The sequence below is a fragment of the Paenibacillus sp. LjRoot153 genome (genome assembly GCF_964253085.1).
Lineage (GTDB): Bacteria > Bacillota > Bacilli > Paenibacillales > NBRC-103111 > Paenibacillus_E.
In genome coordinates this window covers 7198459-7218038 of record NZ_CAXUQH020000001.1, presented here as the reverse complement: position 1 = coordinate 7218038, position 19580 = coordinate 7198459, and the positions used below count along the sequence as shown (strand labels likewise).

The window sequence follows — 19580 nt, the reverse complement described above, 5'->3', positions numbered from 1 at the left end:
GGTACAATGTTTACAACTTACTAGAGTTGTAAAGGAGAGAAGTATGCATGCCGCCTATCCTCAAAAGTATTCTTAAGCTTATCGTTGTAATTATCGTAATCGTTATGGGATTTAAGGTTAACTGGCTAGTTGGGGTAGCTGCCATCTTGGTTATTCTGGGCTACTTTGTTTATGTGAACCGCTCCGCTATGTACGCTCAGAGGGGCAATCTGGCCTATATGAAGGGTGATCGTGAGCAAGCGTTGATTTGGATGGAAAAAGCGTATGTCTCGAAAGCTTTTCTGCCGAAACATCAGATTGGATATGGCTATTTGCTAATGAAGACAGGTGATCTTGCCAAGGCTGAGCAAATGTTCCAAGAGGTCTTGCAATCAACGAATGCAACGGATGTCCGCATACAAGCAAGGCTCAATGTGGCCACGGTATACTGGTTGAAGAACAAGCGGGACGAGGCTTTGAGCATGCTGCAGGAACTAGCGAACGAGGTCAAGAACACGCTGGTTTATGGGAATTATGGTTATTTTCAAATACTGCAGGGAGACTTGGAAGCAGCACTTACCTATAATCTCGAGGCCTACGCCTACAATGACAACGATATCACCATTATGGATAACTTAGCGCAAAACTATTATATGCTCGGTCGTCTGAATGAGGCGGATGAGATGTACACCAAGGTGATCGCCAAAACGCCTAAGCACGCGGAGTCCTATTATTACTATGCGCGAACGCTTCAACAACTTGGTCGAACACAAGAAGCACGGGAGCAGCTTGAAACGGCGCAGGGGAAGGAACTTGCCCTCGTTACTCCTTTAACCAAGGAGGATATAGCGTTATTCGCAAGTCAGTTGGGTAATGATGCGGTTGAGCAAAAGGTGTGAAAAAGAGCCCGTTCGAGTAATGAATCTCGAACGGGCTTTGTTGGCTGGGAGCGGCCCTTCTAACGGACACGGGAGCCGCTATTTGACTACAAAATAGGGAAAACAAATTCTAACGGACTACGCGGCTGTTATTTGCATTTATCAGCGCTAAATGAGCGCACAAAACAGTAAATAACGCTCCTTGTGTCCGTTAGCAATTGAAATTTGCTGAATTTCAGTGAATAAAGGCCGTCAGGTCCGTTAGCATGACCGAATGGGGATCAATCATAAGCCGGAGGCTCACCTCAGGCTTATTTCAGTGTTCAAGTAGTTTCTAAGCCAGAAGACCGCTCTTCTCCTGCTGGAGAAGAGCGGTCTGTGTGCGTCCGGGCGACAGCCCGTTTCATTTACCCAGAAATCAATTCATCGCGATTATAAGTGAGTTGTGATGCTGGTGACGCAGTGTTCATCAACTTTTTAGCCCAGATGCAGTACCCCATGCCTACATACGACAAGCCCCAGAAGAAAGCAAAATATTTGTTGTCGGCAATGGGCAGGAACATGGCGAGAATCATAATCAGCATAAGTGCGGGTACCCAACGAGGGAAAACTTTTGCCAAGAAAGTCAGGATCATGAACACCAAAGTGCCTCCAAGGAAACCAATCATACCGAACATTCGTGAAATGTTAACCAGCAACCCCTCCGGTTGGACCGCATCTGCGCCGCCAGCAGCAAATTGGGACCACAGCATCGCCGTTGTTAGTATATTTCCAATGATGATGGCGAGGATCGTGATAAAACCAGTGACCCCTGTTTCACGGGATTGTACCTGGTAAAAAGCGATTGATCCGACGGACATTAGAATGCAAGCAATTAAGCCTGTCGTCAATTCTTGTGTGCTATCCGTTCCCCAAATTAGAGAGGCAGGGGTCATCCCCATTCTTGCAATTCCTGCTAAAATACAAATCATGCCTAGCCATTTGATTACTTTTTGCTCAGTCATTTTTACTCATCCTCCATTTGTTTAAGTGTGTTGCTCTTGTGATTAGATTACTGGATGGGAAATCACGGAGAATAGAGCATCGTGTTCCTGGTTTTTGGGAATATTTGCGGGTACGATTTGGGAATTGACGGTCCGAGTCGGGAAATTGCTCAATATCCATATTCAGCTAGCGATCCAGCAAGCTATAATACAGATAGGCAAAGATTCATGAAAAGAATGGCGGTGTGATAAGCATGTTAAATCTGAGCAAAGCAGGCAGTCCGGGAGTTATTAACAAGCAGCAAGTGTTATGGTCGATGCGGATTGCTCAGCTTTTTGTAGTCAGCTTCAGTCTACTGACAGTTGTGCTATATGTAAGCGCAATTCCACGCTATTACAAGGTACTTGTAGGGAAATGCATCATGCAAGGCTGTGGTAATCTCGTTCCTGCCATGCCTTTGCCGGCAAATGGGTTTAGCTTGGAGCAATTTGGACTGTTATTCGTACTCATTGATGTTTTGTTTACATTCGTTTTTTATATGACTTCAGCGATCGTGCTTTGGAAAGGATTCCGGGAACCAATGGGGCTGGTGGCAGTCGTCGCGATGGTGTCTTTCGGATCATCGTTTCCATCGTTGGTCATGGCGGCTTCCGAAGGAACTGTTTTTACACATTATTGGTTCTTAGGTGTCTCCATGCTAAGTTGGGTTTCCTTGTCCTTATTTCTCTTGCTATTTCCGAATGGCAAATTCGTGCCCAATTGGTCGCGTTACGTTTTTATACTCATTATGATCGTGGATGTGATGACGCTCGTTTATGAAGGGCAGATGTGGGAAAAGTTTCATATCCCGCCTATATTCCAGTTACTTTGGTATGGCTCATCCACGCTTATTTTGATCTATTCCCAAGTCTATCGGTATCGAAATAGGGCTACTGCTGCCGAGCGGCAACAAACGAAATGGGTTGTTTATGGAGCTTCCATTGGCATTGTTGGATTCATTGGCATTAGTGCGTTGTTTGACCCTAGTCTTAATGATGGAACAGCGATGACTTATGTGTATTTAAACGGCGTATTGAATGCCTCCCTTACGGCTATTCCCATTACATTAATGTTCGCCGTACTGCGGCAAAGACTGTGGAACATTGATCCGCTGGTCAAACGAACCCTGGTTTATATATCTTTGTCAGTTTCCATCGTGCTCATTTATACAGTGACCGTTTTATATTTAAGCCGTGTATTTCAAACTCAGGATCATTATGTCGCTTCGTTACTGGCAACCGGGGTTGTGGCGGTAGCTTTCGCTCCTCTGAAAGAATGGTTGCAACGGCAAATAAATCGGCTGATGAAAGGGCGCCACGACGATCCTTACACGGTGCTGCTTGAGCTAGGCAATCAGTTGATTCAACCTCAGGATCCAGATGCCATGCTGCATGCTGTAGTAAGAACGGTGAAGGATGCGCTGCGAATTCCATATACGGCAATCTATACCGGTATCGGCGGACAGACTACATTAGTGGCTTCGGCTGGCAGCCTGCTGTATGAGCAACATGTCCTGCCGATTATTCATCGCGGGATAGAACTGGGAACTTTGCACATTGCCAGCCGATCAGCAGGGGAAGTATTTACGGCGGAAGACAATAAATTTTTGGATGTTCTTCTCAGGCAAGCTGGTCCGATTGTGGAGAATTGGCATATGACGCAGGGGATGAAGCTGCTAGCACAGGATTTGCAGGAGTCTAGGGAAAAGCTGGTGTTAGCGCGGGAAGAGGAGCGCCTGTACATTCGTAATAATTTGCACGATGATTTGGCGCCTAAGCTGGCCGCCCTTGCGTTGAATGCAGCGACTGCTCAGATTTATGTCGAGAAGCAGCCTAAAGTAGCGATTGACATGCTGGCTGACTTGCGCAAAGTCATCCGCTCAACGGTGGATGAAATTCGCACACTGGTTCATGACCTGCGTCCCCCAACACTGGATGAGCTTGGGCTAATCGGGGCTATACAGGAACGGATTACCCTTCTGTCCAAGCCTGCGGTAATGCTTGCAGGGGAGAAGGGCGCTGAAGCGCTGAACATTGGGCTACATGCTCCTGGGCCGCTGCCTTCCCTTCCAGCCGCTGTTGAAGTAGCGGTGTATCGAATTGTCACGGAGGCTTTAGTGAATGTCGTAAAACACACGAATGCTACCTCCTGTACGGTAAGGCTGGAAGTGCCCGAAACCGGTCAGCTTCAGGTAGAAATTAGAGATAATGGATCACACTTTGCTCCTTTGTCAGTCAATCCAGTTGCTGGGGGGAAAAGCGGGATCGGGCTGGTTTCCATGCGGGAAAGGGCGGCTGAATTGGGGGGGCACTGTAACATTGACCGGCCTGCTGGCGGAGGGACCAGGGTTTTGGCGGTCATCCCCTTGTCTTGAACGTATATAAAACGGTGTAGAGGAGAATGACAGACGATGAATATCATGATTGCAGATGATCATCCGATATTTCGAAGCGGTGTCCGAAACTTGCTTCAAACCACGGAAGATTTGATAGTCGTGGGTGAAGCGGCATCTGGAGATGAGGTTTTGGGGCTTGTGGAACAATGTCAGCCTGATTTGATTTTAATGGACATACGAATGCCAGGGCTCAATGGGATTGAAGCGACCCGACTAGTCAAAGAAAAATATCCGCACATTCATGTGTTAATTCTCACTATGTTCCGCGATGACCAATCGGTCTTTACCGCTATGCGCGTTGGAGCCAAAGGATATGTGCTCAAAGACGCTGACGAAATCGAGTTGCTTCAGTCTGTCCGCATGGTTGGCAATGGCGGCGCTGTCTTCAGCTCCGATATTGCGGCACGCATGATGCATTTCTTTTCGGAACCGAGAACACTCAATCCCTCGGAGCATCCGGCACTATCTGAACTGTCCAAACGTGAGATGGAGATTTTGGAGCGGATTGCTGAAGGTCACACCAATGCCCAGATCGGTGCACGTCTAAATATTAGCGCCAAAACCGTTGCCAACTACGTTTCGATGATTTTGAATAAGCTGCAAGTCGAGGATCGCAATGAAGCGAGCAGAATCCTGCAAGAATTTCGGGAGAGTTAGTAGGCAGTGCAAGCGTTGTAAAAAAAGAAGCCTCAGCCACGGAAAGGTAACCATGGCCTGAGGCTTTCTATTTCGTTGAGCTCACCTGTAGGAGGTGAGCTTCTTTGGATGTATTGAAATGGGTGAAGGTGAACAGATAATCACCTTTATAGTAACTGTTCTTGTACGCGCCAGCACCGGCGCCGACTTCAAGCTCCATAACATTGTAGCCAGCTTCATTCGGCTCGTTCAACTTCTTGAAGGTCTCGATGCCTGACTGCAGCAGCGCTAGAGGCTTCGAGCCCCAAATGCTAAGGGAGGTGACCACCGCTTCCTTCGGGTTGGTCTTTGACGGCTCTACCAGCAGCGACAGCTGGTAGGCCGGGTAGCTCAGCAGCAGCTTAACGCCGCCAGCCGGCGGCGACGCTGCTGCGCCCGCGCCAGCCTCTGCGGCTGGCTCCACACCGGAGGCGTCTGCGCCCGCCGCCTCCTGGCCCGCGAGCATGACGCTGTCATCCTGCAGCGTCACTTCCGCCGGTTTGCCCAGCAAGTCTTCGACTTTCTTGCTGGACAAACCGATGAAGCTCTGCAGGCTGACTGCGCCGCCTGCCCAAAAGCTCCGCAGCAGCGGCGCGCCGTCTGCGTCAAACAACGTGCCAACGCCGTCGTAGACGCCGGCCTTGAAATCCCCTTTGTAGACGAGTTTGCCTAACTCGTCATACGCTTCACCGGCGCCGGTTAGGGCGCCGCTCTGGAACGCGCCTTTGAGGCGCGGTACGCCTTTTTCATCAAAAGAGGTGCCCTCGCCGTTATACAAACCAACAAGGAATTGACCTTTATATTTCATCATGCCGCTAGGGTAGAACTCCGTGCCCTCGCCTGAGTAGCTGCCATTTTTGAAGCCACCTTCGTACATGAGAATGCCCTTCGCATCAAAAAGCTTGCCAGCCCCATTATACAAACTTGCGGAGAATTCTCCCTCGTACTGGGTGATTCCCCCCGATGAGAAGAGCTTGCCAGCGCCATTATACATGCCGCCATTGAAGGCTCCTTCATAGAGCAGGTCACCGCTGGGTACAAACAATTTGCCAGCCCCGCCGAATTTGCCATTTTGAAACTCGCCGATATAGATGACCCTCTGCTTCTCATCGTACAAGGCGCCAGCGCCATTGTAGACATCGGCCGTGAAGGCGCCTTTATACACTAGGTGTCCTTGCTCATCATAGAGAGCGCCATTCCCATTTTTCAAACCTTTTTCGTAATCGCCCTCGTACGCGAGGATACCGTTGTCATGGTAAAGCTTACCTTTACCAGAATAAAGACCATCTACCAGATCGCCAACATAGCGAGCATCTTTTTTGTCTTTTTTGGGATCAGCAACAATTTTACCATTCCCCGAAAAGCTGCCCAGTTTAGGTGAGTTTTCCTGAAGCACGGGGACGCGGTTAAGCCATTTGTTCACGATCGCGGGCGGGCGTATAAAGATGAAGTAAGCCAGAACGAGTAGGAATAATAGGATGAAAATAAGCAGTCTTTTGGAGATGTAGTAGGAGCCGATCAAAACGTAGTTTTTCAAAGAGGATTCGCGTGTTTGCAGCATGATTCGCATCATTTGCTGAAATTTAATAATCGCTAGTTTAGGCAGCCTTCCAACAGTTAAGATGGCCTTCATAATATGTCCGATGAAAGGTGCTACGATAGGCTTTAGCACTTTCTCAATCGTTTTAATCGGCTCCAATGCTCTCACTCCTTATTTCAATTGTTAAAAGAAGAATTTATGGGACCTGAATCGTCATCTGACCAGGTTGTTGAACGGAAATTACGCCGCCCCAGTTACACATGCATTTGGAGCTATTGTTAAGCGCGGGCATATTTGCGACAAGGACAGTCGGAGCTCCGGGTGCCCAAGGGGCTGCTGTGACTGGGATGCAGGGCATCGGTGTCAAAACGCCAAAAGCCGCAGCTGTTGCCGCTGCAACCATCGGATTGGATGGGGAATTACACATGCCAAACGGCAGTATATTCACCATGGGCTTATTATCCATGATATTGGCAATAGGCATCGCGGTCATGACCATATTCGCAGGAAGCACCATTAACGAGCTAGGTGCAGCACCGAACGTGCATTGCAGCATCGCGCCGCCACATACGATATTCCCCATGATTCAAGCTCCTTCTTTGAAATTATTTCCCGTGCAATATTTCGGCAAAATGTGCTTTCATCTTCCTTTTATACTACTAGAAAAGGTTATATGCGGCAATCTAATCCTCTATTCGCTAGATTTCGCTGTTTTTCTCCAAAGAATGGATGCGAGAGTGGTAGAGATATTGTACTATAAAGAGAGAGAAGTAGGTGAGCGGAGGGGTTTATTCTGAATGGTTTGAATATGGTGAAAATAGGGCTCGTAGGCATACTTGCGACATCCTCAATCCTGGTGGCAAGTGCTCGAGTGGAAGCTGCAGGGGTGAAGGCTTTGACCATGCAGGAGGCTATTAAACAGGGGCTCCAGAAGAGCCCTCAGCTGCGCGATGCCAGAACAGATGTCCTGAAGAAAAGAATCGAGCTGGAGCAAGCGCAGCATACGGTTAACAATGAGGAAGCCAAAGCAGCCGGATTGTTCGCCAAACCTCATAACTTAAGCCAGGATATTGGTACGCGAATGAAGGTGCCAGATGCCAGATCTCAGTTGTATATAGCGCAGGAAACCTTGCGGCAGCAAGGGGACTCAGCTCGATATGAGATCGAGAAAAGTTATTTAACTGCTTATCAAGATGCTGTGGCCGAGGAGCGTTCTCGAAAGAAAGTTGAGGAAGCGAAAACAGCCGTCGACACGGTACTTAAGAAGCGGAAATTCGGTCTCGCAGATGCTGCGGAAAAAGATAAAGTGGATAAAGCGCTAGAGAAGGCAGCCTCCGATTACAAACAAGCGCAATTGACGGCGAAGTCTAGTCGTTTGGCACTGGGTAAATTACTGCAGCTCAATATGGAAAATCTAGTGGAGCTTTCGTTCCAGCCGGATTACGCGGATTTGAATCAGAAGATGCTTCCTACCTATATCGCAATGGGGCAGAAGACAACATTAAGCCTGTTAAGAGATACGGAGGCTCGTCGTTTGGCGGATGAAAAGCTGAACACGACTCGTAATTTATATAGTGGTAAATTTGGCCCGGCCCGCATGAGGGTGATGGATGGGTTATTTAAAGAGCAAGAGATCGATATGGAGCTTTTTCAAGCAAGCTATGATGAAACACTTGGACGGGTGAAAGAGGATTGGCAGGGCTTTTTTATGCTGCTTGGGTTCATTCCCATTCCGAAGTCGCTGCTTCAAGGTGAATTTGATGGACTGCGCTATTTGGATGACCTGTCGAATGCTTTACCACTTGCAACGATGGAGCAGAATAAGGCGCAGCTGCAGGAAAAAGAAAGTCGGAATACGGTTATTGCGGATGTGAGGCAATCCTTTTTGGAGGCTAAGGGAGCTGAAGAAGCCTACGCGCAAGCGTTGCGTGATAAGGATAATGCGGTATCCAATTTAACGAAGGCCAACCAAAAGGTGAAGCTGAGCTTGATGAAATCAGAGGAGCTTCAATCCTATAAAGATGCAGTGGATCAGGCGGATCAACAAATTATGGCAGCGCAAATTGCCTATAAATTAGCGATTGGAAAGCTCGATCTTGGAACAGGCGGAGCTGTGAATCGTACGCTTCGCGAAGGCATACTGCCTTATCGTGATATCGATGATGGCTTGTCTCCGATAAAACCGCAGAAACCGAGAGCACCACTAGGTACTTGGAAGCTGAAACCGGCGGTTGGACAGCTGCTTAGCGATTTCAGCGTAAGTGTGAGCAAGAAACTGGGTGCAACGGACTACGCCGTATTGACCAAAGACGGTAAACGCGTCGGGAAGCGGACGAAGATCAATAAATCGATACGGAATTTAACGCTAAAATTCAGTCAAATTGATCAGCTTAAGGTCGTGCTTTATAAAAAAGGGAAAGTCATTCAGACGCTGCCGCTTGACGGAAAAGGTAGTGCAGGGCAATTAGTTGCAGCTAGCGCTGAGAACGGCGCTACTTCAGGAGACGCAAGCGGGAGTGCTGGTGCGGATGGAAGCACGGGTACGGACGGACAAGCGGGAAGCGATGGCAGTACTGGGAATAACGGAAACACAGGAAATACTGGAACTAACGGAACTAACGGTGGCAAAGGAAATACAGGTGCCGGTGGCGTCAATGGTCCTAATGGTGGAGATAACTCTGCTAATGGGCAGACCGGCACTGGGAACGGTGACGGAGATGACAGCGGTACAGATGACAACGCCGAGAATGCTGGGCAGGGTGAAGACTCTGAAGGTGAGGATGAAGGCTTAGGAACGGTCATTATCGGCTCGTACAAAGTGAAGCTAGAAGCGTTGACGCCTGCGGCTTTTAATGCAGCGACTGCTACAATGGCGACTTCTGGACAAGGGATGGTGTATCAATCGGATGCGCCAGGCGCTCCTTGGATTGGCATGGATGAAGTCTTAGATCCGGAAGCTTTAACGATCCCTTCTAGTTCAGCTGTTCTTTCCTCTAAAGCTGTGGATGCGATCAAGGTGACCGTTGAAATCAAGGAGCCAGGCACGATTGCCTCCCTTGAGACCCCTGAACAGCTTCAAGGGAAAATAGATACGTTAAAGCAAGACATTGAGAAACTAGAAGCGGCCAAAACTGCCGCTGTTGCCGCCATGAAGCTCAGCGAGATCGCGGATCTCGCTGTGCAGATCAAGGACGCGCAGGCACAACTGGGCATGCTGGAGGCGCTGCTCAAAGGCGACACCAAAGCCGCGCTCTCGCAGATGGCGCTCGTGAACAACCCGGACGCGCTGATCGCAGCGCTGTCTGAGGAGGCATCGCCGGCTGAGCCGGGCGATGCCTCTACAAGCAATGGCGGCGACGGTACCCCCGCCACCACAGATGGCCAGGCCAGCGAGGATCAGCTGGCCGATCAAGCCGAGCTCCAGCAGGAGAAGCTGGAGCAAGCCCTCGCCGCCGGCGAGCCGGAAGCCGCTGCAGCCATGCTGCAGCAGCTTCTCGCGACGCAGGCGCAGCTCGCGGATGCGGGGTCAGGCGCATCCGAGGGTCTGGCTTCGCTCGAAGCAGCGAAGCAGAAACTGCAGGCTGCGCTGAGCGCAGCGCAGGCGCAGCAAGACACGGAGCGGGTGGCGACGCTGACCCGCTCTATAGAAGCCGTCGACGCAGCGAAGCTGTCGACGCAGAAGGCCGCGCTGTTCGCGAAGCTGGACGCGGTACAGGTATTGCTGGCGGAGCTGCCAGCAGGTTCGGCCGTACAAGCGCAGCTGGAACAGCAGGTGGAGAAGCTGCTGGGCGAACTGCAGCTCCAGGAGAAGATGAAGTACGCTCCGGAGGAGCTGCAGGAACTTGCAGAGGTCGCTGATAGCTTGGCGAGTATAACTTCTATCCCTGCTTCTTCTGGCCTTGCTGAGGTTCCTGTCACGATTCAACCTCTTTCGGCAGAAAGCGTGCTTTCTTCCAATATTTCTATCAAATTTGCCGCTCCGCCTGTTATAATAAATGGACAAGCCTATTTACCTATCAGATCTGTTTCCGAATCGTTTGGAGCGGCGGTAGATTGGGACCCGGAGAGCTTTACAGTCACGGTGAGCACGGAGTATACAACCATTACAAGCTCTATTAATCAAGTTACTGCTTACATAGATGGACAGCCTATCGTGATAGATGGACCATCCTTGCTGCTAGAGGGTAGGACCTATGTGCCATTAAGATTCATTTCCGAGTCCTTAGGCCTAGGTGTCGACTGGAACGCAGCTATGCAAATCATTCAGATTACAAATTAAGAGGAGATTACAAGCGATGAAGAAATCGATTGTGGCATTGCTGCTCGTCTTGCTGCTACTGGGTGCTGCAGGTACTTACCTGGGCACACACCAAGATAGCATCCAGCTGTGGCCATGGAAAAAAAGCATGCCTTTCGACGGATTATCGAAGGCCATCTCAGACTCGCAGAATAACTTATTCGTCATCGATAACGCTAAGAAAACGATACATAAACTGGATGCCCAAGGTATTCTTCAATTCTCCATTACGAGTGAAACGGGGAAGAATGGTGAAGTCTATCGTTTTAACGATATGGCGGTCGATGATCAGGGCTATTTATATACGATTCGTACGTTATTAGATCCCTATGGGATTGCTGTTAAATCGGAACAAATTGTACGCTATAAGCCAAACGGTGAATTTGATCGCAGCCTCTTCACGCAGGAATATGGCGACGCTCAGGTTAAGCGATATCGACTTGGCTCCTTGCGCAATGTGCAAGTGCATGAGGGTATGGTGTACTTTTTCAATGATGAAGTGAAGAAGTTATCCTTATACGAAACACCAGTTGGCAACAGTACAACCACTGAGCCTAAGTTAACGTATTCGATTACGCTTCCAGACAACAAATACGTGTCAGAAGCAGACGGATTTAAGCCAGGTGAAATTTATTATTCCACGCGAAGCGGTGAAATTTATCGTGCTTGGAGCGAAGGCCGATCCGAACTGGTCTATCCGCTGCCTGGGATAGATCGCACACGACGCAATTTCCCAGAGAGCTTCCACTTGGACCATCAGGGACGGTTGATTTTCATAGATTTTAACTCGCGTATGATTACAAGGCTGGATCCGAAACAACCTTATGTATTAGAGGGGATTGTTAACGACGAGAAGGCCAAAGCGAGCGGTGTGGAGCTTGCTTTTGACGCGACTACGAGCAGTATTGGTCCTGATGGCAGTCTTATTATCGTAGAGTCAGCTCAAATCAATCGCCGACTTCCCGATGGTACGATCACGCCTTCCTTGATTGAAGCGCAATATAGTCGGTCTGCTCAAAATCATGCAATCTTGGTATGGGCAATTGCTGTAGCATTCATTTTACTGGTGCTTTATGCCATCAAAATCATATTCGTTAACCTGCTTAAGAGACGTTTGCCGCTCATGGTGAAGCAAATTTTCATTCTCATTCCTGTCATTGCTTTCTCGATGATTCTTCTCTCTACCGTCATTTACAACAGTTTCTCTAAGAAAATGGAAGAAGAGACGTTTAGTGAGCTGATTTTACTTGCCAAAAATGGGCAAAACCTTGTTGATGGCGATAAATTGGAAAGCCTCACATCCCCTTTGGATTACGGGGGTACCACTTATCAATCATTCCGCAAGAAGATTCAATCTGTTTTCGAGAATAATGCACTGGATGATAATCAAGGTTTTTATAAGGCTGTATACAAATATGAAAATGGCGTCATTTATCGCATTTTGGAAGATGATGATGGCATGCATATGTTTAATCCATTCCAGCAAACGCCTGAGAATCAGCAGGTTGTACTGGAAGGCAAACCAGCAACAGGCCAATGGGAGGATTTCTCTGGAGAATGGCGCTATGCCATTGCGCCTATTTTTAACTCTTCGGGTAAAATTGTTGGTGTTTTCGAAACGAGTAAGAACTTAGATGGCTTGCTGAAGCATCGCCAATCGGTCCTTAATTCGATTATTCGCAATATTGCCTTTATCTCGGTAGGCTTACTGCTTGTGCTTGTCATCATGACGTATGTTCTTCTCTCTTCCATTCGGAAACTCCGCAACAGTGTAGGTGAAATTGCCAAAGGGAACTGGGATACCGTCGTTACGATTCATACACGGGATGAAGTGTCGGACCTGGGCGACAGTGTTAACACCATGGCTGCGCGTATTCGAGATTACATCACCAAGGTTGAGAATTTCAGTCAATCCTACTATCGATTCGTTCCACAGCAGTTTCTGCGCTTTTTGAATAAAGACAGCATTCTGGATGTCGAGCTTGGGGATCAAGTGGAAAAGCACATGTCCATTCTCATTTTTAACATCCGAGGATTTTACCAATTATCCAAAAGGCTGACGCCAGAAGAAAATTTTAATTTCGTCAATTCATTCCTCAAACGATTCGGTCCATATGTCCGCAAGCATGAAGGGCTTATGAATAAGTATTTGGGCGCAGGTTTTATGGCTTTATTCCCGAATCAGACTGATGAAGCGCTGTTTGCTTGTGTGGAGATGCGGAAGGAGCTAGATATCTACAACTCGCATAGAATGAGTGTAGGTTATTCGCCGCTTGATTTCGGAATCGGTCTACATAAAGGGCCTCTCCGCCTTGGTATCATTGGAGAGGAACAACGTTTGGAGGGAAATGTTATATCTGACGGAGTGAACCTTGCGACCATGCTGGAGAAGATGACTGAACCGCTTGGATCATCCATTCTTATCACGGATTCCGTGGTAAAGTCCTTGGAAAAGCCTGCGGACTTCCTCTATCGAGATCTTGGTTTAATCCAAGTGGATGGTGTGAAAGAGCCTCTTCACTTGTTCGATGTTTATCAAGGTGATGCCGAAACGATCCGCGCTTTGAAAGAGAAGACGAAAGCCTTGTTCGAGAAAGCTGTTACATATTATCAGGTTGGACGGTTCTATGATGCACGCGAAGCATTCTTGATGGTTATTAAACAGAATCGTCAAGATAAAGCAGCCCAATTGTATTTCTATATGTGTGATGAATATTTCCAAAAAGGTACGACTGGTGAATGGAATGGTACATTATCTGTTTCTTAATGAGGTGGTTGTGAGATGCAAGTAAGTAGTTGGACTGTGCATGAATTAACGAAGGAGAAAGATGCGTTACGGATTACAGATTTCTATTTATCACCTGTATCTTTCGATGATCAACGTCATACACCAGGTGAGTTGGATCATTTCCGTCATGCGCCAATGCTTAGTTTATCTCAGCGCAATCACCGGCATTGGTATATTGAGAATGAGACTGGTGACATTATCGCGGTGACGAGCTGCAAAGAGAATGAGCATCAATCCGGCGGATTTCTCTGGGATTACTTGGCTGTTCACCGTGAATATCGACGACATGGATTTGCCAAGGTGTTATTCCAGGCGTTAGAAACGTTTGCCCGATCTGCTGAAGGACGTTACATTTTAACGTACACGTGTGATTTGCCGGAATATCTTCCCATTCAGAAAATGTTCAAGGCTAATGGTTTTGAACTAATTGGTACCTATCCGAATTATTATTATGAAGGTGAAGCTAGACTAGCGTTTTATAAACCACTGTCCCCTTGACAGATAGACTAATAGATTGGACCTGATGATATGCAAGGAACCTTAAAAGGGTGGATGGGGCTGCGCACAGAAGACAGTCGTAAGCTTTGGATGATGCTGCCGATCTTTTACTTTAGCGGAATTGCCGAATCCTTGAATTACACGGCGTTCATGGCACTTTTTAATCAGCGCTTCGGCGTGCAATATTTGCCCTATATTTATATGGTTGAAGCTGCTATCATGCCGCTTGAAGGCTGGCTCCTAGCCAAACTGGCGAACCGACTGCCGAAGGCTAAGATGATGACGACGCTCTATGTCATTCTGATGGGGCTTCTCTTCCTGAACGGTGCTGTGCTACTGGGATTTAAGCTTGGCGGCATCGACTATCGATACTACTATCCTATTCTTTTTCTCACTTCTAATTTTGTCGTAAGACAGCTAACCTTGCTCCTATGGAGTACAGCGTTTGACTTGTGCCCTACCCAACAGGCGAAGCGACTTATGCCCGTTTTTATCGCTGCTACAACGACGGGTGGAATTACCGCAGGCTTGTTGGCTCATCAGCTTGGCAAACTACTAGGCACGGAAGCCGTGTATGCACTCGCGCCAATTCTCATGGTGTTCGGCTTCGTCTTCTTCCGAAGGGCACTCATGCGATACTTAGTTCCGCTCACCTTGAAGGAAGACAAGAGATTGAATAGGGCCCAGTCAGTCTCTCTCACTGATGACGAAGAGAAACAGCAATCTTCCGGCTACTATGCGAAGCAGATGCTGCGAAGTCCTTTCCTGCTGTGTGCGGTTGCTCTGATGACACTGATGCCGGCTGTTTATTTTATGATGGAGTATCAATATTTTACGGCTGCGGAATATAAGTTCTCAAATGAGGGGGATTTGACCTCGTTTTATGGCTTAATCACGGCGATTCAATTTACATTCTGCCTATTGCTGCAAACGGTATCTACTCGATTAATGAACTGGTTAGGCGCCAGTAATATTTTATTAGGCATCACGATCCTCTTCTTTGGCGGATTTGGTCTTACGGCGTTATTCATGAATCAGTCGCTCGGATTGGTCATGGTTTCCGGGTCATATGCGGTTTTTTATATTTTGCTGTATTACATTGCAGAGCCTTGTTATCAGCTCTTCTTCAAAATGATGCCAATATCCAAACGGGATGGCTATCGTTATTTCGCGCAAGGGGTTGCTGCTTCTGGCGGTATTCTCATTGGCTCACTTTTCTCAATGCTGCATTCGTTTGGTCTCCTTCAATTGTCGCCTCTAGCGTGGCTAGGAGTGGTGATTGCAGGGATTCTAGTCGTTGTAGCGTGGTTCGGCCGGAATCTATATATTCGTGAATTGGTCAAAAGCGTTCAATCCCTACACGGGGATTTATCAGAAATTGCGAGCTCTTTTATCGGGGGCATTCGCAGCTCCAAAGCATTATCGGCTATTCTAGCCTATCTGAAGCACCCCAATGATTACGTGCGAGAACTAGCCTTGGAAATTATCGGTAAAGCGAAGGATTCCGCGTTCTTGCCGCATTTGATCCAAATGATTGGGGAAGAGAGCTCGCGGATTCGCATTGCGGTATTACGTGCGATGAACTTGCAAGGTGCCACGATTCAGGACCTCGTGCAGGTCGCGTCCTTCCTGGAGGATGAGGATCCAGAGGTTCGCGCCGAGTGCGTGAAGTTGATTTCTAAGGCTTCGCATCTGAAAAGTCAGTCCCATTTCTTTATCCGTGTGAAGCTGTTGGATACGCATCCGAAGGTCGTGCATGAAGGCGTCAAAGCCCTGTATGCACTAGAAAGTGAAGAAAGCTACGCGGCTTGCGACGAAGCTATTATCAAAATGCTAGATACAGGCGGCGAATGGGCCGTCTATGGCTGCCATACCGTAGCCGATCTGAAACTGAATACGTACGCTGCTTGGGTTGTTTCTTTACTCGATGAGGAGCGTCCCGCAGTGAAGGTAGCAGCTGCGCATTGTATCGGTAAGCTTCAGCATGTGGAAAGCATTCCAATGATGCTGGGTATGGTGTCCATGGCGGATCAAGAGCTGCGCAAAGCCATTTTGCAAGCTTTTGTGGATATGGGTGATAAAGCACTGCCAACCTTGCTGGAGTATAGTCACCATCCGAATCCATTCATTTGGAATGCCGTTGTAGCAACACTCGCTGAGTTATTGGATGAAGGCAGACTGCATTCACTGCTCGTTGAACTATGTGCGCAGCGTCTGCAAGCATCAACGCAAGAGCGCGCACTGCCTGCTGCGTTAGAGAAGCTTGGCCTGATGGGCCTAGCGGAATTGGCGAAGGAACGATGTGGAGAGCTGCATGAAGCACTCATTGATGGAGCATGGGCCGTCATGGCTAAACTCGTCGATGAGCGGATCATTATGACGCTGCGTGAAGCGATTCAAGACGTGAACATCGAACTTCGCGAGAACGGTTTAGAGGTCCTTGCGGAGGGGCTCGGCGATCGTAAATTGGCCTATGCGTTATTAGACCAATTGAAGCAGCAGGGCGTGACAGAAGTCATGGAGGAATTACCGCCGCTGGGGCTGCTTCAAGAGGCAACAACATGGTCAGATAGCTGGCTCAAGGATATTTCGATCTATGCACTAAGCGCATTGGAGCGTGCAGATATGAAAGAAGAACGTAAATTTTTAACGATGCTGGATAAAGTGATTTTCTTGAAGCAAGTTAGCTTATTCGCGGATTTGTCCGTCGATGAGTTAGGGTTAATTGCGGGTATTGCGACTGAAGAAGTTCACGAAGATTTAACTTACTTATTGCGGCGGGGAGAACCGAACGCAGCCATGTATCTCCTTATCGAGGGGCATGTTGAATTAAGCAATGAGACAGGTGTTGGAGAGACATCGACGATCGGTGTTTTGGGACCTAAGCAAGCGGTTGGTGAAACGACTGCGTTAGATGGCTCCCCGTCATCTGTTACCGCACAGGTCATTTTTGATGAGGTACGTGTCCTTACCTTGCAGGGGGAGAGCTTGTCTCGCTTAGTGAGGTTATATCCGGAGATAGGAATCGGGATGCTTCACGCATCAAGTGCAAGAGTACGATTGCTTGAAAACATGCTGTTGAAAATGTCGTAGGAGTGGGTCGTCGTGGGTATTGAGTCCATCGTATTACGCAACGATTTACAAGAGCTAGAACGTCTAGCAGCCTTTATCCAAGGCTTATCAGGGTCCCTCGGCATGGACGAGAAGTCTCTGTTTCAAATCAATTTGGTCTGCGATGAGCTCGTAACAAACATTATTCTATACGGCTACCCATCTGCTCAACAAGGGATGCATACAATTCGCCTTGATGTTGGGCAAACAGCAGATGGTTGGGAGCTTTGTCTGAGCGATCAGGGGATTCCTTTTAATCCACTGCTAAAATCCAGCCCCCGCACCGATCTGAGCATTGAGGAGCGAGGTATCGGCGGGCTGGGTATCCATTTTGTCAGGCAAGTTATGGACGAACTTCGGTATGAGCGTTTGAATGAGGAGAATGTGCTTCTAATGAGGAAAAATCGAATCCATGAGGAGGGTGTTTCATGAATATTACCGAGCAGCTGCAAGATGACATTGTGCTACTGAGCTTACAGGGCAGATTGGATGGGAATACATCCGCAAGCTTGGAATCGGCATTTGCTAAGCTAGTGGAGCAAGGTAAGGGCAAGTTCGTATTTAATCTGCAAGGACTGGATTATGTCAGCAGCGCTGGACTAAGAAGCTTATTATCCGCTGCCAAAATGGTCAAGGTGATTCAGGGTAAGCTTGCTTTAGCTCGTATGAATGAGCATGTGAAGGAAGTTTTTGATATGTCGGGTTTTAGCAGCATTTTCAAGCTGTATGAGACTGAAGATGAAGCGGTTAATGCCATTAAATAATTCGATTGTGTGAGTGCACTTACCAGAATAGAGCTTGTTAAGTAGGTTAATTACATAAGGTACAAAGGAGCTGAGCTGGATGGAGATAGTCGTAGGCGTGCTTGTTATCCTGTGTCTTGTGGCTGTCATCCAGTGGCAGCTTGGGAATCGAAAGCGCCAATCAGCGGAGCTGGAGCTTGAGCGGACGATGCAGCTTTTTGACGTGAGTCTGGAAGTGAACTCAACCATTCGCAAACAGGACCTGCTTATCAAAATCATGGAAACCTCCTCCCGCATCATGAACGCAGAGGCTTCGTCCGTTATTTTGGTCGATGAGGAGAAGGGCGAATTGTTTTTCGACCTCGCGCTTGGTGCCAAAGGTGATGAAGTGCGTGAAATTCGCCTTAAGATCGGCGAAGGTATCGCAGGCTGGGTTGCACAGACAGGGAAGTCGGTCAAGATTGACGATGCTGCGCGAGATGAACGCTGGTCATCTAAGGTCGCAAAGCGCGTCGAATATCCAACTCGCAATATGCTCTGTGTACCGCTTGTCAGTAAGGGGAAAATCATAGGCGTGCTGCAGGTGTTGAACAAACGAGGCGATGCACCGTTCACGGATCGAGACTTGCAGTTATTGGAATCGATCGCGTCGCCAACAGCAGCATCTTTAGAGAATGCCATGCTGTACGATGCACTCGAGAAGTCGGTACATGCGTTGAAAGTTACAACGGCAGCTAAGGAACGTATGGAAAGTGAACTGCGTATCGCAACGGATATTCAGATGGGGTTTCTTCCTCGGAAGAGCTTGAGTCTACAAAGCCGTGGTGAGGATGCGCCGCTAGGAACTTCCTCGTCGGAGACGCTCGGCAGGGCTCAGGCAGATGCGCAGGCGATCATTCGACCCGCGCGCGAAGTAGGCGGCGATTTCTATGATTATTTTCGTATCGACGAGAATCGTTTGTTTTTTGTGCTTGGTGATGTCTCAGACAAAGGTATTCCAGCCGCTCTATTCATGGCGGTGACAATGACGCTGCTCAAAGGAAAAATGTCCGTGGAGTTGACGCCAGGTGAGCTGCTGACGGCTGTTAATCAAGAGCTGTATAAGGATGACTCGACGATGTTTGCGACGATATTTTGCGGCGTATTGAACGTAGCGACAGGTCAACTTCTTTACAGCGATGGTGGTCATTGCCCTCCTTACATCGTGAGAGCTAACGGTGAGGTGGAGCTTTTGAAAGGAAAAAAGGGCCTTCCTCTTGGTGTTATGGACGACATGCTATATATGGATAATGAGGTCACGTTAGATTTAGGAGATCGCATTATCGTGTATACGGATGGCATTACGGAGGCTGAAGACCAACTTCAGAACCAATATGGTTTTGTCCGCCTCAAGGATGTATTGGTGAGGGAGCAGGCAAGTTTGCCTGGGCAATTGCTCGGTCAAATGGTGCAAGATGTGGACTTGTTCGCAGATGGTGCCGTGCAATCCGATGATATTGCTGTGCTCATTATCGATCGCAATTCGATCAAATAGTAAACTCCGCTATATAGCGTTGTGATATAGTTAATACACAGACTTCTTGCACTGAGGGACGGACATGTAGAAGTGCAAACCAGGGTTGATTGAATGTTTCCATCAAAAGCTCGCTAGGA

13 protein-coding genes are annotated in these 19580 nt (G+C 48.1%); 10 read left to right on the top strand and 3 right to left on the bottom strand.

Annotated features, from left to right (window positions below):
* The first annotated feature begins 47 nt into the window (after positions 1-47).
* Positions 48-878 (top strand): tetratricopeptide repeat protein, encoded by an 831-nt coding sequence (locus ACSQ8P_RS31240; protein WP_436238744.1) that lies wholly within the window; start codon positions 48-50, stop codon positions 876-878.
* A 386-nt stretch (positions 879-1264) separates the two neighbouring features.
* Here ACSQ8P_RS31240 and ACSQ8P_RS31235 read toward each other — a convergent pair whose 3' ends face one another.
* Positions 1265-1861, bottom strand: coding sequence for a hypothetical protein (locus ACSQ8P_RS31235; protein WP_436238743.1), 597 nt, complete (start codon positions 1859-1861; stop codon positions 1265-1267).
* A gap of 233 nt (positions 1862-2094) precedes the next feature.
* Here ACSQ8P_RS31235 and ACSQ8P_RS31230 point away from each other — a divergent pair, with 233 nt between their 5' ends.
* Both ACSQ8P_RS31230 and ACSQ8P_RS31225 read left to right on the top strand, forming a co-directional pair.
* A complete protein-coding gene (locus ACSQ8P_RS31230) occupies positions 2095-4254 on the top strand; it encodes an ATP-binding protein (RefSeq protein ID WP_436238742.1) in 2160 nt (719 codons plus the stop codon).
* Positions 4255-4290: 36 nt separating this feature from the next.
* Complete coding sequence (locus ACSQ8P_RS31225; protein WP_436238741.1) at positions 4291-4932, top strand: response regulator transcription factor; 642 nt, start codon at positions 4291-4293, stop codon at positions 4930-4932.
* 67 nt (positions 4933-4999) lie between these two features.
* Here ACSQ8P_RS31225 and ACSQ8P_RS31220 read toward each other — a convergent pair whose 3' ends face one another.
* Both ACSQ8P_RS31220 and ACSQ8P_RS31215 read right to left on the bottom strand, forming a co-directional pair.
* Positions 5000-6649, bottom strand: coding sequence for a hypothetical protein (locus tag ACSQ8P_RS31220; protein ID WP_436238740.1), 1650 nt, complete (start codon positions 6647-6649; stop codon positions 5000-5002).
* Positions 6650-6686: 37 nt separating this feature from the next.
* Positions 6687-7073: a DUF4280 domain-containing protein gene (locus tag ACSQ8P_RS31215; RefSeq protein ID WP_056617835.1), complete on the bottom strand. Its 387-nt coding sequence runs from the start codon at positions 7071-7073 to the stop codon at positions 6687-6689.
* A gap of 225 nt (positions 7074-7298) precedes the next feature.
* Here ACSQ8P_RS31215 and ACSQ8P_RS31210 point away from each other — a divergent pair, with 225 nt between their 5' ends.
* The 7 genes from ACSQ8P_RS31210 (at position 7299) to ACSQ8P_RS31180 (ending at position 19461) form a co-directional block, all read left to right on the top strand.
* Positions 7299-10769, top strand: coding sequence for a stalk domain-containing protein (locus ACSQ8P_RS31210; RefSeq protein ID WP_436238739.1), 3471 nt, complete (start codon positions 7299-7301; stop codon positions 10767-10769).
* Between the two features lie 16 nt (positions 10770-10785).
* Positions 10786-13554, top strand: coding sequence for an adenylate/guanylate cyclase domain-containing protein (locus tag ACSQ8P_RS31205; RefSeq protein WP_436238738.1), 2769 nt, complete (start codon positions 10786-10788; stop codon positions 13552-13554).
* 15 nt (positions 13555-13569) lie between these two features.
* Positions 13570-14073, top strand: coding sequence for a GNAT family N-acetyltransferase (locus ACSQ8P_RS31200; RefSeq protein ID WP_436238737.1), 504 nt, complete (start codon positions 13570-13572; stop codon positions 14071-14073).
* A gap of 30 nt (positions 14074-14103) precedes the next feature.
* Entirely contained in the window at positions 14104-17166 is a 3063-nt protein-coding gene (locus ACSQ8P_RS31195) for an MFS transporter (protein WP_436238736.1), read from the top strand.
* Positions 17167-17178: 12 nt separating this feature from the next.
* Positions 17179-17616 carry an ATP-binding protein gene (locus tag ACSQ8P_RS31190; RefSeq protein ID WP_436238735.1) on the top strand — a complete coding sequence of 146 codons (438 nt, stop codon included), beginning with the start codon at positions 17179-17181 and terminating at the stop codon, positions 17614-17616.
* Positions 17613-17948, top strand: coding sequence for an STAS domain-containing protein (locus ACSQ8P_RS31185; RefSeq protein ID WP_436238734.1), 336 nt, complete (start codon positions 17613-17615; stop codon positions 17946-17948). Before ACSQ8P_RS31190 ends, ACSQ8P_RS31185 begins: the two co-directional genes overlap by 4 nt.
* Before the next feature lie 79 nt (positions 17949-18027).
* Positions 18028-19461: a PP2C family protein-serine/threonine phosphatase gene (locus tag ACSQ8P_RS31180; RefSeq protein ID WP_436238733.1), complete on the top strand. Its 1434-nt coding sequence runs from the start codon at positions 18028-18030 to the stop codon at positions 19459-19461.
* The last annotated feature ends 119 nt before the right edge of the window (positions 19462-19580 follow it).

Bases quoted from the DNA above. Each gene is read 5' to 3' on its own strand.
- ACSQ8P_RS31235 (WP_436238743.1), bottom strand. From the start codon at position 1,861: ATGACTGAGCAAAAAGTAATCAAATGGCTAGGCATGATTTGTATTTTA.
- ACSQ8P_RS31210 (WP_436238739.1), top strand. From the start codon at position 7,299: ATGGTGAAAATAGGGCTCGTAGGCATACTTGCGACATCCTCAATCCTG.
- ACSQ8P_RS31180 (WP_436238733.1), top strand. From the start codon at position 18,028: ATGGAGATAGTCGTAGGCGTGCTTGTTATCCTGTGTCTTGTGGCTGTC.
- ACSQ8P_RS31225 (WP_436238741.1), top strand. From the start codon at position 4,291: ATGAATATCATGATTGCAGATGATCATCCGATATTTCGAAGCGGTGTC.
- ACSQ8P_RS31195 (WP_436238736.1), top strand. From the start codon at position 14,104: ATGCAAGGAACCTTAAAAGGGTGGATGGGGCTGCGCACAGAAGACAGT.
- ACSQ8P_RS31185 (WP_436238734.1), top strand. From the start codon at position 17,613: ATGAATATTACCGAGCAGCTGCAAGATGACATTGTGCTACTGAGCTTA.
- ACSQ8P_RS31230 (WP_436238742.1), top strand. From the start codon at position 2,095: ATGTTAAATCTGAGCAAAGCAGGCAGTCCGGGAGTTATTAACAAGCAG.
- ACSQ8P_RS31240 (WP_436238744.1), top strand. From the start codon at position 48: ATGCCGCCTATCCTCAAAAGTATTCTTAAGCTTATCGTTGTAATTATC.
- ACSQ8P_RS31215 (WP_056617835.1), bottom strand. From the start codon at position 7,073: ATGGGGAATATCGTATGTGGCGGCGCGATGCTGCAATGCACGTTCGGT.
- ACSQ8P_RS31205 (WP_436238738.1), top strand. From the start codon at position 10,786: ATGAAGAAATCGATTGTGGCATTGCTGCTCGTCTTGCTGCTACTGGGT.
- ACSQ8P_RS31200 (WP_436238737.1), top strand. From the start codon at position 13,570: ATGCAAGTAAGTAGTTGGACTGTGCATGAATTAACGAAGGAGAAAGAT.